At 68.4% G+C, this 20,888-nt stretch carries 19 protein-coding genes and 1 pseudogene; 10 read left to right on the forward strand and 10 right to left on the reverse strand.

Going from position 1 to position 20,888, the window contains the following annotated elements:
* The first annotated feature begins 60 nt into the window (after positions 1-60).
* Positions 61-498, forward strand: coding sequence for a hypothetical protein (locus tag OG447_RS20645; protein WP_266938307.1), 438 nt, complete (start codon positions 61-63; stop codon positions 496-498).
* Positions 499-1,452: a hypothetical protein gene (locus OG447_RS20650; RefSeq protein WP_266938308.1), complete on the forward strand. Its 954-nt coding sequence runs from the start codon at positions 499-501 to the stop codon at positions 1,450-1,452.
* Between the two features lie 631 nt (positions 1,453-2,083).
* Here OG447_RS20650 and OG447_RS20655 read toward each other — a convergent pair.
* Positions 2,084-3,007, reverse strand: a complete 924-nt coding sequence (locus tag OG447_RS20655) for a LysR family transcriptional regulator (protein WP_266938309.1) — start codon at positions 3,005-3,007, stop codon at positions 2,084-2,086.
* Positions 3,008-3,149: 142 nt separating this feature from the next.
* On the opposite strand from OG447_RS20655, the gene OG447_RS20660 reads away from it, so the two are divergent.
* On the forward strand, positions 3,150-4,202 hold the full coding sequence (locus tag OG447_RS20660) for a YncE family protein (protein WP_266938310.1): 1,053 nt from the start codon (positions 3,150-3,152) through the stop codon (positions 4,200-4,202).
* Positions 4,203-4,713: 511 nt separating this feature from the next.
* Here the strand turns inward: OG447_RS20660 and OG447_RS20665 are convergent.
* A complete protein-coding gene (locus OG447_RS20665; RefSeq protein ID WP_266938311.1) occupies positions 4,714-6,549 on the reverse strand; it encodes a glycoside hydrolase family 15 protein in 1,836 nt (611 codons plus the stop codon).
* A gap of 741 nt (positions 6,550-7,290) precedes the next feature.
* Positions 7,291-7,866, reverse strand: a complete 576-nt coding sequence (locus OG447_RS20670; RefSeq protein WP_266938312.1) for an NADPH-dependent FMN reductase — start codon at positions 7,864-7,866, stop codon at positions 7,291-7,293.
* Here OG447_RS20670 and OG447_RS20675 point away from each other — a divergent pair.
* Positions 7,865-8,515, forward strand: a complete 651-nt coding sequence (locus tag OG447_RS20675) for a MarR family winged helix-turn-helix transcriptional regulator (RefSeq protein WP_266938961.1) — start codon at positions 7,865-7,867, stop codon at positions 8,513-8,515. The two genes, OG447_RS20670 and OG447_RS20675, sit on opposite strands and share 2 nt — an antisense overlap.
* Positions 8,516-8,669: 154 nt before the next feature.
* Positions 8,670-8,817 (forward strand): annotated as a pseudogene (locus OG447_RS20680) (LysR family transcriptional regulator); the annotation flags it as partial.
* Positions 8,818-8,995: 178 nt separating this feature from the next.
* Here OG447_RS20680 and OG447_RS20685 read toward each other — a convergent pair.
* Positions 8,996-9,961: an alpha/beta hydrolase gene (locus OG447_RS20685; protein ID WP_266938313.1), complete on the reverse strand. Its 966-nt coding sequence runs from the start codon at positions 9,959-9,961 to the stop codon at positions 8,996-8,998.
* 224 nt (positions 9,962-10,185) lie between these two features.
* Here OG447_RS20685 and OG447_RS20690 point away from each other — a divergent pair, with 224 nt between their 5' ends.
* The gene (locus OG447_RS20690; RefSeq protein ID WP_266938314.1) at positions 10,186-10,644 is read left to right on the forward strand and encodes a MarR family winged helix-turn-helix transcriptional regulator; all 459 of its coding nucleotides are present in this window, start codon (positions 10,186-10,188) and stop codon (positions 10,642-10,644) included.
* Here the strand turns inward: OG447_RS20690 and OG447_RS20695 are convergent.
* From OG447_RS20695 to OG447_RS20710, 4 genes are all read right to left on the reverse strand, one after another.
* Positions 10,631-11,965: a DUF4254 domain-containing protein gene (locus OG447_RS20695; protein WP_266938315.1), complete on the reverse strand. Its 1,335-nt coding sequence runs from the start codon at positions 11,963-11,965 to the stop codon at positions 10,631-10,633. The genes OG447_RS20690 and OG447_RS20695 overlap by 14 nt on opposite strands.
* On the reverse strand, positions 11,962-12,603 hold the full coding sequence (locus OG447_RS20700; RefSeq protein ID WP_266938316.1) for a hypothetical protein: 642 nt from the start codon (positions 12,601-12,603) through the stop codon (positions 11,962-11,964). The genes OG447_RS20695 and OG447_RS20700 overlap by 4 nt, the downstream gene beginning before the upstream one ends.
* A gap of 8 nt (positions 12,604-12,611) precedes the next feature.
* Positions 12,612-13,076 carry an NUDIX domain-containing protein gene (locus OG447_RS20705; RefSeq protein ID WP_266938317.1) on the reverse strand — a complete coding sequence of 155 codons (465 nt, stop codon included), beginning with the start codon at positions 13,074-13,076 and terminating at the stop codon, positions 12,612-12,614.
* A 218-nt stretch (positions 13,077-13,294) separates the two neighbouring features.
* Positions 13,295-13,786: an ATP-binding protein gene (locus OG447_RS20710; protein ID WP_266938318.1), complete on the reverse strand. Its 492-nt coding sequence runs from the start codon at positions 13,784-13,786 to the stop codon at positions 13,295-13,297.
* A 262-nt stretch (positions 13,787-14,048) separates the two neighbouring features.
* Between OG447_RS20710 and OG447_RS20715 the strand changes: the two genes are divergently transcribed.
* From OG447_RS20715 to OG447_RS20730, 4 genes are all read left to right on the forward strand, one after another.
* The gene (locus tag OG447_RS20715; RefSeq protein ID WP_266938319.1) at positions 14,049-15,437 is read left to right on the forward strand and encodes a Tat pathway signal protein; all 1,389 of its coding nucleotides are present in this window, start codon (positions 14,049-14,051) and stop codon (positions 15,435-15,437) included.
* A gap of 31 nt (positions 15,438-15,468) precedes the next feature.
* Positions 15,469-15,933, forward strand: a complete 465-nt coding sequence (locus OG447_RS20720; protein ID WP_266938320.1) for an SAM-dependent methyltransferase — start codon at positions 15,469-15,471, stop codon at positions 15,931-15,933.
* Positions 15,934-16,023: 90 nt separating this feature from the next.
* A complete protein-coding gene (locus OG447_RS20725) occupies positions 16,024-16,359 on the forward strand; it encodes a hypothetical protein (protein ID WP_266938321.1) in 336 nt (111 codons plus the stop codon).
* Between the two features lie 158 nt (positions 16,360-16,517).
* Positions 16,518-17,159 carry a hypothetical protein gene (locus OG447_RS20730; RefSeq protein ID WP_266938322.1) on the forward strand — a complete coding sequence of 214 codons (642 nt, stop codon included), beginning with the start codon at positions 16,518-16,520 and terminating at the stop codon, positions 17,157-17,159.
* Positions 17,160-17,549: 390 nt separating this feature from the next.
* Here the strand turns inward: OG447_RS20730 and OG447_RS20735 are convergent, their stop codons facing one another.
* Both OG447_RS20735 and valS read right to left on the reverse strand, forming a co-directional pair.
* The gene (locus OG447_RS20735) at positions 17,550-18,266 is read right to left on the reverse strand and encodes a cupin domain-containing protein (RefSeq protein ID WP_266938323.1); all 717 of its coding nucleotides are present in this window, start codon (positions 18,264-18,266) and stop codon (positions 17,550-17,552) included.
* A gap of 66 nt (positions 18,267-18,332) precedes the next feature.
* Complete coding sequence (valS, locus tag OG447_RS20740; RefSeq protein ID WP_266938324.1) at positions 18,333-20,885, reverse strand: valine--tRNA ligase; 2,553 nt, start codon at positions 20,883-20,885, stop codon at positions 18,333-18,335.
* Positions 20,886-20,888: the final 3 nt, after the last annotated feature.

Genomic DNA, 20,888 nt, shown 5'->3' on the forward strand with positions numbered 1-20,888 from the left:
TGTTGCTTGGATACGCTCCCAGGTAGTGCAGGCGGGAGCGACGACACTCGGGGGACGACGATGCCGGAACCTGCTGGACCGGAACCTGCTGGACCGGTACCTCTCGGAGAGGCGCAGCGCACGAAGGAGAGACTGGGCATCGTTTGTGCGAAGGCGGAGGAGATCCGCGATGATCTGCGCAACGGCGCCCTCGGGAATGACGACCTGTTGGAAGAGGTCCTGACCGCGGCACGCGAACGGCGGGATATCACCGACCGTCTTGATCAACTGCATGCCGTCCTGCAGGCCGAGGGAGACGCTCAGGGGCTGCACGGCTACGACGACCGCGGCCTGACCGACCGCAGGGTCCACGCGGCAGGGGTGCACCGCGCCCGCCCGGCCGAGACCGTCTACATCTGCCCGACAAACAGATGCGCACGCTTCTGGTGGCCGCAAGGCCCGTCCCCGGTGCCACGCTGCGTGGTCAGCAGCGATCCTCTGCTCCGGGCCCGGCTTTAGATGGTGGGCAGCCTGCTGTCGGAACTCGGCAAGAAGGTCGCCGAGCGATGGTTGTCCCTCCTGGTCCTTCCTGGCGCCCTCTACCTCGCTGTCGTCGTCGCTGCCCGCACCCTCGGCCACGCCGATCCCTTCGACGTCGTCCACCTCACCGACCGCGTCACCGCATGGGCCGGCGCTCCCGCCGCCGGCACAGTCGGCGGCCAAGTGGTTGTGCTCGCCGCGGTGCTGGCCGGGGCAGCGGCGGTCGGAGTGACCGCGCAAGCCATCGGCTCTCTGGCCGAACGTCTCCATCTCGCCCCGGACTGGCCTGCGTGGCCACTGGGTGTCCGGCACGTCGCCCACTGGCGTACCACTCATCGACAGCGCCGCTGGACCGCGGCAGCCACTGCCTGGCATCGGCGGCAGCAGGAAGCCGCCCGGGCCCTGACTCGCGGAGTGAGGACCGAACCCGCCGAGCGGCACGCGGCGTACGGGGCGATGACACGCATCTCCCTCGAACTCCCCGATCGCCCGACATGGAGTGGCGACCGCATCCACGCCGCGCATGTCCGTCTGGAACGGGACGGGCATCTCGACCTGGCAGCCGTCTGGCCTCACATCTGGTTGATGCTGCCCGACCCCGCGCGCGCGGAGATCACCATAGCCCGCCAGGACCTAAGTCGTGGCGCCGTCCTGTCCGCGTGGGCCCTGTTGTACCTGCCCCTCACCATCTGGTGGTGGCCCGCCGTCGTCATCACCGTCGTGCTTATCCTTGCCGGCCGACACCGCGTCCGTTCCGCCGCTGACGTGTACGCCACCCTGCTGGAAGCAGCCACCCGGCTGTACGCCCGGGAACTGGCCCAGAACCTGGGCTTCGAGCCGCCCGCTGGCCCTTTCCCGCGCGAGCTCGGTGACGCCTTGAGCCGCTTCCTGGCGCCCAGCCCACCGCAGCTCGGCAGCCCGTCGGTCCACTAAGGACGCAGACGGCACAAGGGATGGGGCACCGAGCGTGGAAGCGGCGCGCAGGCGGTCATGTTGTGGAGGACCCGGCCATCCTCCACGCGCTGCCGGGCATCGGGATTGAGGACGACTCGGTCGCGGGCTCTCATTCCGGTTACGGGCGGCGAAGACGGCCAGGGTCTGCTGGTATGTGCGGTGGACCGGCGATCGCGCTGGCCCGTCCATGGCCCGGATCTTCTCCATGAAGCGGGATATCGGAGGCGAATGAACTCTGGAATCACCCGACTTCGGTAGCTGTCCCGAGACCCGGGAACGGTGCCTGACGGGGCGTTTGCGCAGGTCAGGTGCCGTTCTCAAGCTTTAGAAGAGGCCCAGCTTCTTGGGGGAGTAGCTGCAAAGGATGTTCTTCGCCTCCTGGTGGTACAGCATCTGTACCCATGCTGACCAGCGAAAACGGCGATGTCTGCGAATCCTTGGAGGGTGCTGGTCCGGATCTTGGTGTTCTGGCGCTCGGGAGAGGCAGGCTGCGGGAGCGGTGGGGTGTTGTGGGGGCGATCGGGAGCGGGGTGGTCGGCGGAGGTCAGGGCCGCACGGACTCCAGCCGCGCAGGAACGGTGTTAGGTGCGACCGGTCGGGCAGGACGAAGTCAGTTGGCAGTGCGGGCGGCTGCCGCCCCTGGTCCCGCCGGGGCCAGGACGACGGCCGCCAGGTGCTCGCGGAACCAGCGGTGCCCCGGATCGGTCGAGTTGCGGGGGTGCCAGGCCATCCCGAGGTCCAGGGGTGCTAGGTCGAGGGGGATGGGAAACGTCCGCAGTCCCATGGCGGTGACGGTGTCGGGGAGCCAGTCGGCCAGGCTGAGCGCGACGAGGTCGGTGTCACGGGCGAGCATCATCGCGCTCGTGTGGCTGGGCACCACGACCGCGGTCCGGCGTTGCAGCCCGAGTTCCGCGAGCGCGCTGTCGATGGGCCCGAGGCGCTTGCCGAGCCGGGAGATGCCGATGTGGTCGGCCGCGGCGAAACGGCGGGCGTCGATTCGCCCGTCGAAGAGGGGATGACCGCTGCGGGCGATGCCGACCAGCGGCATTCGCGTGAGCTGCCGGGTCCGGATCTCCGGGTCCAGGTGTCCCAGGACGCCCAGTTCGACGTCCACCCAGCCCTGCCGCAGCCCAGGGCCGCCCTCCACCGCCTCCGGCAGGAAGACGACGTCAACCTGCGGGGCCTCCGCGTGGATCCGCTCGGTCAGGCTCCCCGCCAGTCCGACCAGCAGCAGGTCAGTGGCCTGCACCGTGAAGGTGCGCTGGAGATGCACGGCATCGAAACCGGGACCGGGCCGCAAGACGTTGTCGCAGCGGCGCAGCAACGCGCCGATCTCCTCCCGGAGTTCCATGGCACGCGGGGTCGGGACCATCTCCTGGCCGGCCCGGACCAGCAGCGGGTCGCCGACGGCACGGCGGAGCCGGGCCAGGGTACGGCTGACCGCCGCGGGCGAGGTGCCCAGGCGCTCCGCTGCGCGGGTCACGCTGTTCTCTTGGAGCAGGGCGTCCAGGGCTCGCAGCAGGTTGAGATCCATCGATACCTCCTGAGCTGCATTTTTACACCTGTGTCAATGATTGCGTGCCAATCTTTGCATTGCTGTGGCATCCTCCGGCGCGGAGAGTGGAGATGCCCGCGAAGACGCGCGGCATTCCCTTCACCCCTTTCAAGGAGCAGCTGTGCAGCAGTCCCCCCGTGCCGGTCGGGAAGGTGACGTCCTGGCCGTCGTCAGTCAGAGCGGACCGACGGTCTCGTTCTTCGACGCCGCCTCCGACCGGCACCTCGGCGATGTGCAAGTCCCTGCAGAGCCACACGAGTTGTGCTTCGACCCGACGCAACGACTGCTGTGGTGCACCCTGACGTACCACTCGGGCTACTACCACGTGAACGGCGGCCGGCGCACCGAACTGGCCGTCATCGACCCTGACACCCGCCGCATCGTCGAGGTCGTCGACCTCGCCCCGGAACACGGGCCGCACGGACTGGCGCTGGACCCGGTGCGCGGTCGCCTCTACGTCAGTGTGGAGAGTACGGACGACCGGCCCGGCGGTGTCGTGGTGATCGACACGGAGACCCGCCGGCCTGTGGGCAGGATCGACACGGACGCGCCCGGCCCACACTGGTTCGCCATCGATCGGGCGGGGCGGACAGGCTACGCCACCAACAAGGAAGCGCCGTTCGTGTCGGTCGTCGACCTCGACCGGGGCACGCTCACCGCGAAGGTCGAGGTACCGGGCAGCGAGGGCCTCGCCGTCTCCGCCGACGGCACGCACGCCTTCGTCGCCGCGCCCTACGGCAACTTCTCCGGCACCGCCGAGGAACGGCCGCCCACCGGAATCCGGGTCATCGACACCCGGACAGCGGCCGTCGTCGACACTCTGCCCACAGGGGACATCGTCCTGCCGGTGCACTTGACCTCGACGGGAAGGCTGCTCGCGGGCGAAGTGCGCATGGCGCCCAACGCAGTCTCCCGACTCGGGCGCCACGCACCGGGCCGCCTCACCGTGTTCTGCGCCGACACCCGCAAGCAGCTGGGCGACCTCGAGGTCGGCCTCTTCCCGCTGACCATCACCTCGTCCCCCGACGGCCGGCTCGCCTATGTGGCCTGCGTCGTCTCCTCCACCGTCGACATCGTCGACCTGGAGACGCTGGAGCGCCTGGCCCGGCTGGACATCGCCAAGCTCGGCGAGCCCGGCGCGCACGGCCTCGCGTACCTCCCGCGCCCGGCCTGACCGCCGCCCGGACCCAACCCGGCACGGGGGTGGGTTCAGTCGTTGCTTCCGGCACCGCGATCGGGTGCGCTCATGTAGCTGGTGATCACGAGGGGGACAGTCCTGTCGGCCGCGACTGGCTGGTGCGCGCAGGCGACGTGATGTGCTCGTCTCGGGCTGCCGACGGAGCCGAAACCTGGTCCGTGACCGGTCCGGAAGCTACGCCTGAAACGCAACGGAGATCGCTCAAGGCTTCGTATCGATCACGCCGAGTACCCGGGGTGGGTGTTGCCCGGAGCAGGCAACACCCAACCCGGAAAACGGACTTCACTGCTCTAGAAGAAGCCGAGCTTCTTGGGGGAGTAGGAGACCAGGAGGTTCTTCGAGTGCTGGTGGTACACGCGCCACACCGCTTCTGACCAGGTGAAATAGAGGGATCCGTCGTCGATCGTGCAGTGCTGGCCCGGAACTGGCCCGGATCTTGCTCCACCCAGGGGCGCGTCGGGCACTGCGTCCGGGTGGCGGTGCTGCGTCAGCCGAGTGCGCGGTCGAGGTTGAAGGCGGCGCTGATCAGCGAGAGGTGGGTGAAGGCCTGGGGGAAATTGCCGAGTTGTTCGCCGGTTGGGCCGATCTCCTCGGCGAACAGACCGAGGTGGTTGGCGTAGGTGAGCATTTTCTCGAAAGCGAGCTGGGCCTCATCCAGTCGGCCTGCGCGGGCCAGTGCCTCGACGTACCAGAAGGAGCAGATCGAGAATGTGCCCTCGGGGCCGTGCAGGCCGTCGGGGCTGGCGGTCGGGTCGTAGCGGTAGACCAGGGAGTCGGAGACCAGGTCTGCGGTGAGGGCATCCAACGTGGAGAGCCACTTGGGGTCGGTGGGCGAGATGAACTTGGCCATCGGCATCATCAGCAGTGAGGCGTCCAGGACATCGTCGTCCAGGGCCTGGACGAATGCGCCCCGCTGGGCTGACCAGCCGCGCTGCATGATCTGCCGGTAGATCGCGTCCCGGGACTGCCGCCAGCGGGGCAGGTCGGCCGGGAGGCCGCGGCGGTTCGCCATGCGGATCGCCCGCTCCAGTCCCACCCAGCACATCAGGCGCGAGTACACGAAGTTCCGCCGGCCCGAGCGGGTCTCCCAGATTCCCTCGTCTGGCTGGTCCCAGTGCTCGCAGAGCCAGTCCGCCATTGCGCTGACCTCGTCCCAGCGGGCGCTGCTGATCGGCTGTCCCCACTTGTCGTACAGGTAGATCGAGTCGATCAGGGCTCCGTAGATGTCCAGCTGGAGCTGGCCGGTGGCGGCGTTGCCCACCCGGACCGGTGCGGAGCCGAGGTAGCCCTCCAGGTGCGGCAGCTCGTACTCGGGCAGCTCGCTGCGCCCGTCGATGCCGTACATGATCTGCAACGGGCCGGTCGCACCAGTGCCGGACATGATGCCGCGCTCGCCGAGGAACCCCATGAACGCCTCGGCCTCCGAGGTGAACCCTAGGCGCAGCATGGCGTAGACGCAGAAGGCGGCGTCGCGGACCCAGACGTAGCGGTAGTCCCAGTTGCGCTCGCCGCCGATCTGCTCGGGCAGGCTGGTGGTCGGTGCGGCGACGATCGCACCGGTCGGCGCGTAGGTGAGCAGCTTGAGCACCAGAGCGGAGCGGTTCACCGTTTCCCGCCATCGCCCGTGGTAGCGCGAACCGGCCAGCCAGTGACGCCAGAACCTGACCGTCGCCTCGGCCTGCTCTTGCGCCTCGGCGCGTGGACAGGACCGAGGGGCCACGCCGTCGCCGATCTGGTCGAGGGCGAACACGTGCGACTCGCCCTCGAGGAGCTTGAAGTGCGACCACACGTCCAGGCCGTCGCTCTCCAGGGGTGCGGTGGCGGTCAGCGCGAGCGTCAGTGACAGGGATCGGAACACCGCGTGGTTGCCTTCGAGTTGCGTGGTGTGCGCTTCGGCGCCGTAGCCGAAGCGGGGGGCGATCCGCGCCCTGAAGGGGAGGGTTCCACGGACGCAGATCACCCGCCGGATCAGCCGGTGTCGGGCCGTCTCCCGCGACTCGTCGACCACGGGCATGAAGTCCTGTATCTCGGCCACGCCGTCTGCGGCGAAGAACCGCGTGATCAGGACGTTCGTGTCGGGGAAGTAGAACTGCCTGGTGCGTGTCGGGACCTCGGCGGCCAGCTCGAACGAGCCGCCCCGGTCGGCGTCGAGGATGGCCCCGAACACGCTGGGCGCGTCGAAGCGCGGGCAGCAGTACCAGTCGATGGTGCCGTTCGTGCCGACCAGGGCGGTCGTTCGAAGATCGCCGATCAGGCCGTGTTCGGAGATTGGTATGTAGCGGCTGCTGTCGGCCTGCTCGAAACCAGTCGTGTCGAACGCCATGCCGGCCTCCCTGCCGCTGCGGCGCGGGCCTGGAGAAGAACCTCCGCATTTCATGCTAGCCCGCTACTCGAGGAGTGAGTCTGGCGGAGCCGGGCGGACAGGACTCGGTGGCCGGTTGGTTTCAGGCAGCCCGCCGGCACCTCTCGGCGTGGATGGCAGCAACCTCCAGGAACGCATCGGTGCGGTGCCCGAAACCCAGCCGGCCGCACCGCCGCCGGCGGCATCACAGCCCGCAGCACAGCTGACCGGGACTGTACAGCGGGACGGCGACTGAGCCGCTCGCGCCAAGGCGGTCAGTCCTTGCCGCTACTGCAGCCGACCGACTTTCTCAGGGAGCGTCTCCTCTTGGCGGAGGCGGTAGGTGACGGCGAGGCACCAGGGGATACCGAGCAGCACCACGAGGGTGCAGGTCCGAGACAGTGGGCGGTACAGCTCGCGTTCGCTGCCCCGGGCTACGAGGCCGGCCGCCACGAGCATCGTGCTCAGCAGCACGACTGCCGCGCCGCCGCAGAGTGCCCAGGAGGTGGCAACGGCTGTGCGTGACGCGTGGGCGTGCTCGACGAGACTGACCATGGCCGTAGCCATCGCGGCCAGGCGCCGAAGCCGACCACGACGGCGATCAGCGCGACAGCGACGGAGAGTACGCTGAAGCCGACCAGGTAGGCGATGTCGAGCAGCCCCCATGCCCATGCCCGGGACGCGGCAAGGATCCACGTCGTCCTCGACAACGGCCGGGCTCGGTCAGGCTGCGACGGTCGCGGCTGTACGCAGGGGCGCGAGTGCGGTGGTCCAGGCGATGACCTGGTCGAGCATCGTGTTCAGGGTGGGCAGGTTGTGGTCGCCGGGCTTGAAGACCCGGTAGTTCTCGAACTCGGTGTGCAGCGACAGTGCGACCTGCTGGCGTACGTCGGCCATCTGGAGCTCGCCGGCGACCAGGCGCAGCTGCTCGACCGAGCGGACCCCGCCCACGCCGCCGTAGGACACGTAGCCGACGGCCTTGTTGTTCCACTCGGCGTAGAGGAAGTCAAGGGCGTTCTTCAGCACGCCCGGGATGCCGTGGTTGTACTCCGGCGTCACGATGACGAACCCGTCGAACGATGCGATCTTGTCCGCCCACTGCCGGGTGTGCTCGTTCTGGTACTGGCCGAGCGACGGCGGCATGGGCTCGTCGAGGTGCGGCAGCGGGTGGTCGCGGAGGTCGAGGAGTTCGAATTCGGCGTCAGCGCGGCGTGATGCGATGTCGAGCACCCAGCGGGCGACCTGCTCACCGTTGCGGTTGGGACGGGTACTACCGAGGATGATGCCGATCTTGAGCATGACGGGCCGGGCCTTCCTCGTCGTGGTGCTGGTTGCGCGGCACCTGCGGAAGTGTGCCGCCGGGCAGATGGTCTGCGAGGCAGACGATCTACTCAACATCGGGTCGATTGATATCATTCCTGTCATGGACGGTGAGATGCCGACCGCGCCGGTCGGCGGGTGCGGGGACCTCACCGAGGACTTCGGGTTCTCGCTGATGGCGGTGGCGCACGCGTACCGCGCCGTTGTCTCCTCGGTGCTCGGGAGCGTGCCGCAGGGTGCGCGCGGTTACCAGACGCTCGCCGCTGTGGTCGAGGGCGACGAGCCCAATCAGCTCGCCCTGGCCGGCTATCTGCGGATCGACCGCACCGTGATGACGTACCTGATCGACGAGCTCGTGGCTGCCGGGCTGATCGAGCGCCGGCTCGACCCTGCTGACCGGCGTCGACGCAAGATCGTCGCGACCAGTCACGGCATCGACACCGTCCGGGAGCTGCAACGACGGGTGCGAGAGGCGGAGAGCGGGCTCCTTTCCGCGATCGGCGAGGACGACCGCGAGCTGTTCCGGAATCTGCTACGACGAGTCGCTCGCAGCCTCGGCGACCCCGAGCCGTGCGACGCTGACACGGAGCGCTGCGACGATGCGGGGCCCGCTCAGCAGTCCTCGTGAGTTCCGGTGTGACGCCCCCTTGAAGGCGGGTGCCGACGGCGGATCGGTGCGGGCGTCCACCGCGGACGGGGCGGGCTAGGACGGCTGGTGGATTTCCGTGACGATCGTGTAGCGCTTCGGATTGACGAGCATGAGCAGTGCGATGGGAAGGCGCCCGCAGTCGGCCGGCGCCGACCTGCGCCGGGACCTCGCCGCCCGTGCTGGTCATGGACGCTCCGCCCGTGACAACGGTGATCGCCTGGCTGCCGCACAGCCGCCTTCGCGCGGTTGCCGACCTGATCCGCGTTGCCACACGTCTTTGAACTCGGATGAGGAGGGCAGCCACCCGACGACAGCCCCGTTCAAGCAACTGACAGCTCAACGCTCCTGCATCAGCGCGGTGGTGTCCTTGACCGTCCGCCCCGGGCGGACATCAGCATCACGATCGCCCGAAGGCCGCCCGGACACGTGGAGTGGTGTGGCGGTGGTGGTCCGAGTCACTCAGTCCGTGTGGAGCGCGGTGCGCAGCGTGGCGATGGCCTGGCTGATGGCGGCCTGGGCTGCGTAGGTGTCGCGCAGGGCGTTGAGCATGACGAAGTCGTGGATGATGCCCTGGTAGCGGACGGCGGTGACGGGGACGCCGGCGGCGCGGAGCTTGTTGGCGTACGCCTCGCCCTCGTCGCGCAGGACGTCGGCCTCGGCGGTGATGACCAGGGCCGGGGGCAGTCCGGTGAGCTGCTCGGTGGTGGCGCGCAACGGGGAGGCGGTGATCTGCGCGCGCTCGGCGGCGTCGGTGGTGTACTGGTCCCAGAACCACTGCATGCCATCGCGGCGCAGAAAGTACCCTTCCGCGAACTGGTGGTAGGAGCCGGTGTCGAAGGCGGCGTCGGTGACCGGGTAGAAGAGCACCTGCTGGCACAGGTCCAGCCCGCCGCGTTCCTTGGCCATGAGGGTCAGGGCGATGCTCATGTTGCCGCCGACGGAGTCGCCGGCCACGGCGATCCGCGTCGGGTCGAGGTCGTTGGCGGTGCCGTCGGTGACGATCCAGCGGGCGACGGTCCAGTTCTGCTCGATCGCGACGGGGTAGCGGTGTTCGGGCGAGAGGTCGTACTCGGGGAAGACGACGGCCGCGCCGGCGCCGACGGCGAGTTCGCGGACGAGGCGGTCGTGGGTGTGGGCATTGCCGAACACCCAGCCGGCGCCGTGGATGTAGACGATCACCGGCAGCGGGCCGGCCACCCCCGCCGGGCGGACGATCCGCGCCCTGACCTCGCCGGTGGGACCGCCGGGAACGCTCACCCACTCCTCGTCGACGGCCGACTTGGCGATGTCACCGGACTGGACCTCGTCCACCGCCTTACGCCCCTCGGCCGGCGCGATCTGGAACAGGAACGGCGGGTTCGCCGTAGCCTCCGCGAACGCCGCCGCGGCCGGCTCCAGAACCGGACGTGCAGTCTTCTCAGTCATGTTGGGCTCCCCAGGGCGTAGAGCGCCGAGGGTGGGTATCCCTCAGCGGTCGTCGTACCCGCCGTCCGGCAGGCACGCAACTAGAAAGTAGCGCACGATTAAGTCGTGCACAATTTAATCGTGGACGCTATGGTCGCGCACGCCCTGAAAGGTAGGATCGGAACCGGAGAAACCCGTCGGCAGGCGACGGCAGCGGACCAAGAGGAAGCAAGGGACACGGGCACATGGAGAAGGCGACGACCGGGAACCCGGAACACGGGTCGCTCCTACTGGAGGACCAGCTCTGCTTCGCCCTTTATGCCGCCTCGCGCGCGGTCACGGTGCGCTACCGGCCACTGCTGGACGCGCTCGGGCTGACCTACCCGCAGTACCTGGTGATGCTCGCCCTCTGGGAGCGGGACGCCCTCTCCGTGCGCGACCTGGGCGCCACGCTGCACCTGGAGTCCAGCACGCTCTCCCCGCTGCTCAAGCGCCTCGAAGCGAACGGGCTGGTCCAGCGCGAGCGGCGAGCGGACGACGAGCGCTCCGTCGCCGTCCGCCTCACCGGGGCGGGTGCGGGCCTTCGCGAGAAGGCCCGCACCGTGCCGCTCGCCATCGGCGACGCCATGAATCTGACCCCGGAACAGGACGCCGCCGCCAAACACCTGCTCCGCCTCATCACGACGAACGTCACCCGACGGTGAGCATGCACTCGGCATCCGCCACCAGGTCTGAACTGCGGGGAGGTGGACGTGAGGTGAGGTGGGCCCCAGGGTTCATGCGGCGTGTTCGGCGCAGAGGCACCCCACGCCCCGCTCGATCCACTCCCGGCCGGCCCACTCGGGATGCCGCTCGATCAGCAGCGCACGGACCTCGGCGACGATCTCGCCCTCGCCCACCGCGGAGTCGCGCCGACGCCAGGTCTCGTCGCGCAGCTCGCGGAGGTAGTCGCGGACGTCCGTGAGCACGTGCGGGCCGCCGTGGTTTCCGTGACCGGGAACCACGAGCCGGGGCCGCGTGGCGGCCAGGTTGGTCCATGACCGCCAGCCAGCGCACGCCCGAGACGTCCGTGTCGTACGGGGGGAACCACGGGAAGATGGCGAACTGCCCGGTCTCGGCAAGGTCCCCGGTGAACAGCACGCCGGCGTCCGGGACCTCGACCACTTGGTCGCCCCTGGTGTGGCCCCGGCCGGTGGCCCGCAGCCGTACCGTCCGGCCGCCGAGATCCAGGTCGTGGCCGTCGTCGTAGACCACATCGGGGGTGGGAACGCGGACGCCGTCGAGGCGGGCGGCGATCGGCCCGCCGAAGCCCCGGAACATCTCCAGGTAGTTGGGTCCCTTCGCTGCCAGGTCGTCCGCCTGCGCGCGGTTGACCAGGTACGTGGCCTGGCCGGCGAACGCCTGGGCGCCGAAGGCGTGCTCGGGGTGGAAGTGCGTCGTGGTCAGGTACAGCCGGCGGTCCTTCGCCACCTCGGACGCGAAGGCGAGGACCTGCTCCGCGTTGGAGGTGCCGATGCCCGTCTCGACGACCAGGACGGCCTGCGTTCCGCCGATGCCAGCGAGCACGTCCGCGGCAAGGCTGTCCAGCGCGTCCGACAGCGCCGCACGCTGCTTGTGCAGCAGGCGTATTCGCTGAGCCACGGCCGGGTCGAACGCCGCGGCTTCCTCGCTGCGCCAGATGCGCAGGGTGAGCACGGAGAGGCGGTCCAACGCGGAGGAGAGCGTCTCGGTGTGGCGAACGGCACCGAGCAGAGGAGGGCCGGCCAAGGCGGCCAACACTTCGTCCGCCCGCTCGGCCAGGTGGTTGCGTTCGGCGTTGAGCTGGTCGATCTCGCGCTTGCAGTCGGCGACCTGGGATTCGCTCAGTCCGCCGCGCACGCGGTCCTCGGCGAGCCACAGACGGGAGTTGGTCGCGTGCAAGCGTGTGAGGGTGTCGTCCAGCCGCTGCTGGTCCTTGGGCGGAAGCGCTGCCGCGGCCAGCATCAGGCCCGGCGGAAGGACGAGAGAAGGGACGGGCGTTGTCATCTGGAGTCCTCCGCGTACGTGGAAGGGGACAGGACCGAGCCGGCGACGGACAACACCTCGGCTTGGACCTGCTCGATGGACTTGCCCTCGCAGTCGACGACCTCGGCGTACGCCCCCTGCTCCACCTGGTGGAGTAAGACCCCGTGCAGGGCCCGCTGGTACGCCGGATAGAAACCGGTCCAGGGCCGGCCCTCACGAGCGCTGGTGATCGCGTAGCTGCGGTCGGCGTCGAGTGATGGGAGAAGGAGGACGGACATCTCCCGAGCCGGGGTGCGGGAGTCGGCGATCCGCTCCACCGCGCCGAGTGCCTCAGCTGGGGAGGAGGCTTCCTTGACCGAGGCCGTCGCCGCGCTGACGGCGATCAGCATCGGCATCCCGCGGTCGAGGAGGCCGAAGCGGCCGGGTTCGAGCGCGGCCGACCGCTTGTCGTAGCTGTCGAGGAGCAGCCCCGTCAGCTCGGCGGTGGTGGACCGCTCGAACCACCATGCGGCGTAATCCTCGCCGGCGACTCGTTCCCAGGCGGCAGCATTGTGCTCGTGAACTGAACCGAGCAGCTGGATGTTGGAGAAGCGAGCGGCGAGCCGTCGTAGGTGCGTGGTCTTGCCGACGTTGTCCGGGCCGTTGAGGCTGATGAACATGGCGGTGGTCAGGACGCGCGGATCTGGGTGTCGAGCACGGCCTTGATCGCCTCGACGTTGCCGGCCGCGAAGTCGGCCAGCTCCGGCGGCATCAGGTTGAGCTGCCGGACCGCCTCCGCCGTGAACGGCACGCGGACGACCTCGTAGCCGCCCCGCTCGGGCTTGTCGAACTCGGTGCCCGTGCGTGCAGCGAGGTCCATCTGCTCCAAACGCGCGGCGAAGATGTGCTGGACACCCAGGCCGCCATCCAGCATGTCGGTGATCAGGTGCACGAGCTCTGCCTTGCTCAGCTTGCCCCCGAGCTCCTCGAACACCTCGCGGTGCAGCGCGTCCTCGATGCTCGCGTCCTCGGCCTCGACACCGCCGCCCACCGTCACCCAGTACGGGTCCCGACCCGGCTTGGTGCGCTTGATCAGCACGAGGTCGTCGCCGTCCAACAGGATGGCCCTGGCATTCCGCTTGATGATCGTCATCTCCCGTGCCTCTCTGGGATTCGTTCGTGGCGATGCCGACATGTCGGCTGATTCGCCTGCGATTTGTCGTAATTGGTGGCCCGCAACCGACTGGACGTCGGGGATCTTCAGAGTCTGAGTTACAGGTGCTGTTCGCGCATATCGCGGCGGTGATATCACGACCGCGTGGAGGGCAGTTGACCCTGTCGAGCTGGCCCCCGCGAGGGATGATCCCGGGGCTATCCGTCGTCCGCAGGCGAAGTGAGCGTGAACCAGGTCTCCGTGCCGTCCTCGCTGACACCCCACTCGTCCGCGAGGGCTTCGACGATCAGCATGCCCCTGCCGCACTCCTCGTCGGTTGCCGGCTTCCGAACCCGAGGTCTCCCTGGGGACCCGTCAGCAACCCTGATGCCGACGGTCGCCAGCTGGCGCTCCATGGCAAATCTGAGGCTGCTTCCGCTTCCGTGGACCAGCGCATTGGTAACGACCTCGCTGGTCAAGAGGCACGCCGAATCGATAAGGCGGAGAAGCCCGCGGTGAGCCAGCCACCTGTGAACGACGCTTCGGATCTCTCCGACGAGGCGGGCGTCCTCGTGACTGACGTCGGCCGCGGCGCGACGGGGGTCGCCATGACGCTGAAAGGTCAGAGTCACCTGATCGACTTCGGGGTCCGTCTGATCGTGAAGGCGGACCGTCTCGGTGTGGAGCACGCTGAGTGCGGTCTGGCGCATGGGCATCTCCTTCGACGAGTCGGTCCTGTCGCGGTCACATCGAGGAAACCCCTTGGGGCGCTGTTCCGGTACGCCGTCAACCTGCCCTGCGTGGTCAAAGTGGTCAAAGATCGTTTCTGAGTGTGTCCCTGGGGATCGAATCGTGCCAATTGCCGGTGGGGGAGGGGTCATTGGGCCCTACCGTGTTGGATGGGTCAGCGGGCACCCCCGCGGATGACCCGATCAAAGTGATCAAAGATCGTCTTGCTCGCTGGAGTGCCTCGTGACTCACAAGCGGAATGAACGGCTCGCCGCCATCCTGGAGGAAGCTGGCTGGTCCCGGGCACAAGCGGCCAGTGCGTTCAATCGCGTTGCCCAGGAGAACAACCTCGTCGGTTACACGGCGATTGGCCGTTCCCACATCAGCATGTGGGTCGGTGGGACGGAAGCGTCGGGTGCGTCGCCCGTAATCTTGAGCCAGGCGCTGACGCGTCGCTTAGGGCGAGTCATCACGCCAGACGAACTTGGCTTCGCAGCCGCTTCGTCATCGGGGCAAGGGGCGCTGGACTGGACCGTCGATCCGATACTGACCCTCACAGACCTGGGGAGAAGCGATTTGGACGTCGAGCGGCGCAAGCTGCTAACCGGCGCGGTGTACTCGATCGCCGGCCTCGCCCTGCCGGGGGAGTCGTGGTGGGAGGAGATGGCCGCGGCGGCCCCGGCAGAATCGGCGGCGGGAGCGCGAAGAGCCGGGCGATCGGACGTAGCAGCCGTCAGGGAGATGACGGCAGCCTTCTCCCGCATGGACCAGAGCCGCGGTGGCGGCCACGGACGCCAAGCGCTGGTCCAGTACCTCCACTCGGACGTGCGTGGCTTCCTGCATGCGGCCTTCCCTAACGATGAGATCCGCCGCGGCATGCTTGCCGCGGCAGGTGAACTGTCGTATCTGTCCGGGTGGATGGCCTTCGACAATGGGAAACACGCCCTTGCGCAGAACTACTTCCACCTCGGCCTCAAGCTCGCAGCCCGTGCGGACGATGCCCCGCTCACCGGCCATATTCTGCGGGCGATGGCCCACCAGGCCATCGATCTGGGCTTCGTCAACGAAGGTCTGCGGCTCTCGACCGCATCGATCCAAGGCCAGCGTTACGCGAGCGCTACGCCACGGGAGCGCGCTCTGCTCGGCGTGGTCCACGCCCGAGGCCTCGCAGCCACAGGGCAGCGACAAGCCGCAGCCAAGGCACTTCTTCGCGCGGAGGATGATCTCTCCGCGGCCAGTGAGGACATCCCGGAGCCGAACAGGACGTTCTTCTTCGCGGAAGCGTCCCTCGCCCATGAAACTGCATGCACACTGCGTGACTCCGGTGACAGGCAGGGCGCGATCCACCAGTTCAAGCGGAGCGTACGGACCAGGGGTTCGGCATTCCGTCGCACGCATGCCGTGACACTGGGATACCTCGGCTCCGTGCAGGTCGCCGACGGGCACGTCGAGGAGGCATGCGCCACATGGAGCACAGTCCTTGACGCCATGGAAGAAGGGATCTACTCGGGACGGGCCCGCCAGGCCGTAGTCGACATGCGCCGCCTGCTCTCCCCGTACCGACGCCGAGGCATTCCGGCCGTTGCCAGCCTGGACGCCCGGGCCGCCGCATACCTCGTCCAAGTACATTGACCGGGTCACGACGAGGCACGAGGGGAAGCGCATGGCACAGTCGCTGGAAATCGAACCGATCGGCATTGTCGTCGGAGGCCGGACCGAGCCCACGGACGATCACTGGGGTGGTCCCGCGATCATCCGGCTGAACCCCGACTTCCCGGCGGACGTCGTCAAAGGCCTGGAGGAATTCTCACATCTTGTGGTGGTGTGGCACTTCCACAAGGCATCCCCGACCGACGTCGCCCTCCACGCGCGAAGCCCCCGTAACAACCCGGACTGGCCGCCCACCGGAACCTTCGTCCACCGCAACCACCGTCGACCGAACCAGCTCGCGCAGTCCTTCCCGCGACTCGTGAAGGTCGAGGGCCTGGACCTTCACGTCGTAGACCTCGACGCGATTGACGGCACACCCATCTACGATGTCGCGCCCTACTTCCGAGAGATGGGACCGCGCGGGGAGGTACGGGAGCCGAGCTGGCCGGCCGAGATGCTCGTGGACTACTGGGAATGAAGTGACGGCAGTCCGAGCAAATCCGGGTGATCACGAGCAATGGTTGCGTCAGGTAGCAGTCCCCCACTTCGGCTCTTCGAGGCACACCGTATGGAGATCTATCTCGGCCCCGTCCTGTTCACATTCCTCGGGCTGCTCTACATGATCAATCCCCTGGGGCTCGGCGACGCGGCTTTCCGGCAGCTGAACGCATACCCCAGGATCGACTGGTCCGCCGAAGCGGCGCGGCGGCAAGCCTTCGTGCTGGGCAGGACGGCCTTCGCGATCGGCACGGGCGCGCTGCTCTGGGTCCTTCTGCTGGAATTCGAGGCAAACCATCCCGTCAAGGTGGCCTTCCTGGTGGTCGCGATTCCCGCCGCTCTCGCTCTCGTGCTCTTCACGGTCATCGACACCAACAGGCGCGCGGCGGAGCAGCGCCGGCCGTAGACAGCCGTCCACCGAAGAAGGGTTGTGCCTGTCCCTGCCTCACCCAGCTTCACGACGGTCTACAGGGACAGCGGATGGTGACATGATTCCGGCCGCCCGGGGTGCGGGTGCGGCGTGCCCGGCAGCCGCACCCCGGGCGGCTTCCCATCCGCAAGTTTATGAACGACGAATGGAGCAGCATGTCCTACGACGGCGCGTTCCTGTGGGGTGCGGCGAACTTCTCCGGCCGACCGCCCACCCGGCTGGTCATAGAGGGTGTAGCTGTGGGCGTCGTGACTGCCGGCCTGATCGCAGGTGTCGTGGTGACGGGCACGCTGACCGGTTTCGACACGATGGGCTCGGTGGTCGGTGTCATCGTGGGTCTGGCCGCCGCCTGGTATCTCTTCGCGACGAACGCGGGACGCGTCCTGGTCGGCGCAGTCGCCCTGCTCGGCGGGGCCCTCGCCTGGTGGATACCGGGCCAGACCGCACAGGCCGTCCTCGCGGCGCGCGGCGAGAGCCGTACTGTGGTGGTGACCGAGGTCCACGTCCACCGCTACGAGGGACGCGACTACGTCAAGAACTCCTGCTCGGTACGCCGCCTTGACGGCACCCCGGTCCCGACCGAAGCCTGGCGCACTTGCGGCGCCACCGCGCGCCAGGGCCACCACCTCACGATGGTCTTCGACCCGAGCGACGCCGTCCCGCCGACCGACCGGATCCTTCCTGCCACCGCCGCCGAGGCGCTCGCGGGGCCGGCGGCGGCGACTCTGGCCCTCATGGCGTTGTGCTGCGTCACGGTGATCCGAGCCCAGCCGTGACCAAGTCACGCCCGACTTGCGACCGCGTGCTCGGTGACCGCGGGCGGGCGCGGCGATGCCGGGGCACCATCCTCCGGCTCGACCTTCATGGTTGATCCAGACTCGCTTCGACGCCCTTTGCGACCTGTCCGAGCAGAAGACGGCAGGTAACGCCGAAGCCCTGCCGTAGAAGCTCAGTTACCGAAACAGGCGATCACTAAGACCATGGTGCCTCACTCCCCGTCACCAGCTCGATCGAGAAGGAACCGCCGATTGCTCACCATCCACCAACACGCTCACTGCTCACGGCCCCCGGATTTCGGCGTTTCCGCAGGAGCCGGTGCTCACGAAGTCGCGAAACCTACACCCGCGCGGTACTCGAACGGGGAGCCACAGGCTGTGCGTATCAAGCTACGGCGTGGTGATCACCAGCCCCATCTCGGCGAGGGAGCGAGTCTGTTGGGCCGCTGCCTCACGGTCCCCGGACAGGGACACCTCGCCCAGCGTGACCGGGAACGATGTGTGCACAGCGGCGAGCAGGGCCGTGGTGTCCGGGCTCGCGGCGAAGACGCCGCCCGCCGCGGCAAACGCGACTTGCCCGTCGGGGGTGGAGCCGAGAAGCTCGGCGCCTCCCGGTATCCGCGTGCGGAGTTGCGTGCTGTCGGCGAGGTACGGCAACTCCGCGGCGAGCGGCAGCCTTGAGCGGAGTAGCCGACGGTAGGTGACCTCGCTCGGCGGAAACTCGGAAACACCGAGATGGGTGGGCACCTGGTCCCGGGAGATCCAGTTGTGATGCCGGAGGAGGGCGATCGAGAGGAGCCCGCTGTCGTCGCCGAGCGGGATTGCCTGGTGGGGGTGGCCCTCAGGGAAGAGCAGGCAGTCCCCGGGCTTGAGCACCTCATCGAGGACGATGCTGGAAGCCGGGCCTCCTTCAGGGGTGTCCCAGCCGCCCAGCTGGAAGCGTTTGCTGCCCCAGAGCATCAGAGCGATGACGTCCTGGCGGTCCGAGTGCCAGCCGGTGACGCTGGTAGTGCCGGCAGAGATGAACAGCTTGGTGAACGGAGTCACCCTCGGGATTCGGCAGTTCGACCGCTGGTCGCCAGCCCTGGCGTCGCTGATGGACGACATCGTCGCCGTGTCCGGAGCCGACGTAGTGTGCGAGGGGCGGCAACGCCGTCATCCGTTTGATGCGAGCTACATGGTGATCTCGTAGGTGAGGAGTTCACTCTCAGCCACTTCGAGTTCCACGTCGCCGATGTTTCCCGCGGACTGCACGTCCCCGCTCACCTGGCGAAGTGTCGCAACCAGCGGAGCCGGCCCGCGCGCCGTGACTCGGGCGACCTCGGCCCGCATGGAGACTTGGGCTGCGCTCTTGGCCTTCCGGATGGCGGCGATGGCGTCTGCGGCGACGTCCAGGAGCTGGGGATCCCCCTTGAGGGACTGCTCCCGCAGCTCCGTTCCGCTGGGCCACGGCGCCCGGTGCACGGAGCCCGGCTGCCACCAGCTCCACGCCTCCTCGGTGGCGAACGGAACGAAGGGAGCGAGGAGCCGCAACAACACGGAGAGGGCAGTCGACAGCGTGGCCTGAGCAGACGCGGCAGCCTCCTCGCCTCCGCCGCCGTAGGCACGCGTCTTCACCAGCTCGACGTAGTCGTCGCAGAACGCCCAGAAGCACCGCTCGATGGTCTCCAGTGCGCGGGCGTAGTCGTACCCCTCCAGCTGGGCCGTCGCCTCGTCCACGACGTCCGCGAGTCGCGCGAGGAGCGCCTGGTCGAGCGGGTTGGTCACGGCGGACCGCCGCTCGGCCGCACCCAGACCGAGCACGAACTTCGACACATTGAGGATCTTGATAGCGAGACGTCGGCCGATCTTCATCTGGCCGATTTCGAAGGCGGTGTCCGTTCCCGGCCGGGCTGATACGGCCCAGTACCGCACTGCGTCCGACCCGTGCTGGTCCAGAAGGTCCAGCGGGGTGACGACGTTGCCCTTCGACTTGGACATCTTCTTGCGGTCGGGGTCGAGGATCCAGCCACTGATTGCGGCATGGGCCCAGGGGAGCGCGTCGTGCTCCAGCTCGGCGCGGGCGACGGTGGAGAACAGCCAGGTGCGGATGATCTCGTGGGCCTGCGGACGCAGGTCCATCGGGAAGACGCGCTGGAAGAGGTCGTCGTCGTGGCCCCAGCCGCCGGCGATCTGCGGTGTCAGCGAGGACGTCGCCCAGGTGTCCATCACGTCCGGGTCTCCGGTGAAGCCGCCCGGGACGTCCCGCTGGTCCGGGGTGAAGCCGGGCGGGGTGTCGCTGCTGGGGTCTACGGGCAGCGACTCCCGCGAGGGAACGATCAGTTCGTCGGTGGGGATGCCGTCGGCGTCCAGCTGGTACCACACCGGTACCGGTACGCCGAAGTAGCGCTGACGGCTGATCAACCAGTCCCCGGCAAGTCCCTCCACCCAGGACTGGTACCGGTTGCGCATGTGGTCGGGGTGCCAGTTCAGCTCATGGCCGCGCTCCAGCAGCTTCTGCCGGAGCTCCACGTCTCGTCCGCCGTTGCGCAGGTACCACTGGCGGCTGGTGACGATCTCGAGCGGCTTGTCGCCCTTCTCGTAGAACTTGACCATGTGGTTGAAGGGCCGCGGATCACCGACCAGACTGCCCTCCGCGCGCACCATCTCCACCAGGCGCTCCCGGGCGGTGTGCGGGGTCGCGCCGGCGAGCTGCGCGTACGCCGTCTTCGCGGCCTCGGACTCCAGCGCGGCCGGCGCTTCGCGCACGAAGCGGCCGTCGCGTCCGATCACCGAGCGGGTGGGAAGGTCGAGCTCGCGCCACCACACCACGTCGGTGGTATCGCCGAACGTACAGATCATGGCCGCCCCGGTGCCCTTCTCGGGGTCGGCCAGGCGGTGAGCCACCACCGGCACGTCGACGCCGAAGACCGGAGTGCGCACGGTGGTACCGAAGAGCTTCTGATAGCGCTCGTCGTCCGGGTGCGCCACGACGGCCACGCACGCGGGCAGCAGCTCGGGCCGCGTGGTGGCGATCTCCAGCGCCGCCCCCGCATCCGACCGGAACAGCAGGTGGTGGTAGGCGCTGGGCCGCTCGCGGTCCTCCAGCTCGGCCTGGGCTACAGCGGTCTGGAACGTCACGTCCCACAGCGTCGGGGCCTCGGCCTGGTACGCCTCGCCCCGGGCGAGGTTGGCCAGGAAGGCTCGCTGCGAGATGGCGCGGGCCCGGCTGTCGATGGTCTGGTAGGTGTGGTTCCAGTCGACGGACAGCCCCAGCCGGCGCCACAGGCTCTCGAAGACCTTCTCGTCCTCCACCGTGAGCCGCTCGCACAGCTCGATGAAGTTGCGGCGGGACACGGGGATCTGCTGCTTGCCCGGGGACGAGGGGGGAGTGAAGTCCGGGTCGTACGGCAGCGAGGGGTCACACCGGACGCCGAAGTAGTTCTGCACCCTACGTTCGGTAGGCAGGCCGTTGTCGTCCCAGCCCATCGGGTAGAAGACGGCCTTGCCGCGCATCCGGTGGAAGCGGGCGAGTGCATCCGTCTGGGTGTATGAGAACACGTGTCCGACATGGAGGGAGCCGCTCACGGTGGGCGGCGGCGTGTCAATCGAGTACACCCGCTCCCGTGGCGCGGTGCGGTCGAATACGTATACGCCCTGCTCGTCCCAGGTCGGAGCCCATTTGGCCTCAAGGCCGTCGAGTGTGGGCTTGTCGGGTACGCCCTGGCGAGGAGATGCGGTCGTCATGAC

The sequence above is a fragment of the Streptomyces sp. NBC_01408 genome, from assembly GCF_026340255.1.
Taxonomy (GTDB): Bacteria; Actinomycetota; Actinomycetes; order Streptomycetales; family Streptomycetaceae; genus Streptomyces.